Raw genomic sequence first — 1784 nt, 5'->3', positions numbered from 1 at the left:
GTAAACGACGCTGGCGTTCCGGAAGGACTTTGACGCAGCCGAAGTCCACGAAACCGACCCGGCCATCCGTGCCGAAGCAGTAGTTCCCCGGATGCGGATCTGCGTGGAACAGGCTGCCGTGCCGGTACGACCCCGAAATAAACCGGTAAATTACTTCGGCCCAGGTGTTTTTGAGATGCTGATCGGCCTGTTGTGCGGAGGGCCAGTCCATTCCGTCTAGGAACGTCATGGTCAGCACAGCGTCGCCCGACGCTTCGTGAATTACCTTTGGTACCTGGATGAATGGGTGACCGTCGTAGAGCTCGTTGAATCTGGTGATGTTGGCGGCCTCGTGCCGGTAGTCGATTTCCTCGGAGATGCGCTCGGCGATCTCCCGCGCAGCCTCTCGCGCGTCGGGCATCGGGGTGCGCGCCGCCGAGCTCGCGAATCGAAAAAACGAGGCCAGCATTTCGGTGTTCGCCAGATCAGCGCGGATCGCCTCCGCTGCGCCGGGGTATTGGATCTTGACCGCAACCTGGCGGCCGTCGTGCAGGACGGCCCGATGCACCTGCCCAATCGAAGCTGCCGCTACCGGTTGGTCGGTGAACTCGGCGAATAGTTTCTCGACGGGTTGACCAAGGTCGGCGCGCAGTACTTCTTTAGCCAGCGCGGGGTCCATCGGCGGCGCATCAGCCTGCAGTCGAGAGAGAGCGGTCTGATAAGCGGCAAGCTCGTCACTGCCGAGGGAACTAGGGTTCACCATGGACAGCAGCTGTCCCGCCTTCATCAAGACGCCCTTTGAGTGGCCGAGTAGCTGCGTGTACTGCTCTGCCGTTCGCTCGTGAAAGCGGGCGACGGCACCCGAGTCACCTGTCTTTTCCCGTAATGCGGCCACCATCCGCCCGCCGGCGGCGCGTGCAGTGAATCCCGCCAATGGAATGGTGCGGCGGATTCTTCCCAGAGGCACCGAGTTCCTCGGGTCTGGCATCACCGACCTCCGAGCGATTCAACCCGCCAGCACGATAGGTTCAGCCGCCAATTCGTCCGGTCTTTCGGACAAAAAACCCGCAATTGATAGACGGGGGCGGTAGCTGAGACAGCTCGGGCGGCATTTCCGGTCCAGTGGCTTCCCTTCGGATTGCCGTGAGGCAATTTGAGGCGCAGAGATTCAGTGCACTCATCAGTGGCATCAGGATGCCGCTGATGAGGTCTTATCGTGCAGAAAGCCACCTGCGAAGTGATATTCGGCTCGTCGCGGTCGGCGGACCCGCCACTCAACGGAATCATTGCTAGCAATTCTAATTGATCCCGCCCGGTAGCCAAGCTCGGTTTCCGGTTATCCGGTCGCTACGCGAGTACGCATTGCCTCCTACCACGATTCGCGCTCAGTCTGCGTGACACCCGACTTGGGCCAAATTAGTGCACATGGCGGTTGTTGATCTTGGCGGGGGCTTCGGCGAGATCGTCGGTTAGGGGGTCGGTGGCGGTGAGGGCCTGTCGGCCGGCGCGGATCTGCACGGTTCGGTAGCGGCGTGCGGTGCGGACGAATTTCTTGATGCTCCAACCGGTTTGGTGCTCGATCTAGTGCGATACGGCCATGGCGGCGAAGACCACGGTAAGGTGGGCTTCGATGGAGTCGCGGGTGCGGTGGTAGATCGGGCGAGCCTGTAGGTCGTGCTTGGACATCTGGAAGGCTTTCTCAATGCGCCATAGTTGGTGGTTCGACCGAGGACGTTAATGGCTTATCGGCATTGGAGTTTTGGCGATGGGGCCGATGAGTTATCGACTGCGAAGAATGCTCCGTG

At 60.7% G+C, this 1784-nt stretch carries 1 protein-coding gene and 1 pseudogene; both read right to left on the bottom strand.

Translation table 11 applies throughout. The features are described 5' to 3' along the window. Positions 1–967 (bottom strand): ABC1 kinase family protein (locus WAN71_RS03750; protein WP_422224043.1); only part of this gene is annotated, 967 nt, incomplete at its 3' end. A gap of 428 nt (positions 968–1395) precedes the next feature. After that, a pseudogene (locus tag WAN71_RS03745) lies at positions 1396–1698 on the bottom strand (IS1634 family transposase); the annotation flags it as partial. Between the last annotated feature and the right edge of the window lie 86 nt (positions 1699–1784).

Origin of the sequence: Mycobacterium sp. (assembly GCF_049280035.1) — a bacterium.
Classification (GTDB): domain Bacteria; phylum Actinomycetota; class Actinomycetes; order Mycobacteriales; family Mycobacteriaceae; genus Mycobacterium.
This window is presented reverse-complemented; position numbering and strand designations above follow the sequence as displayed.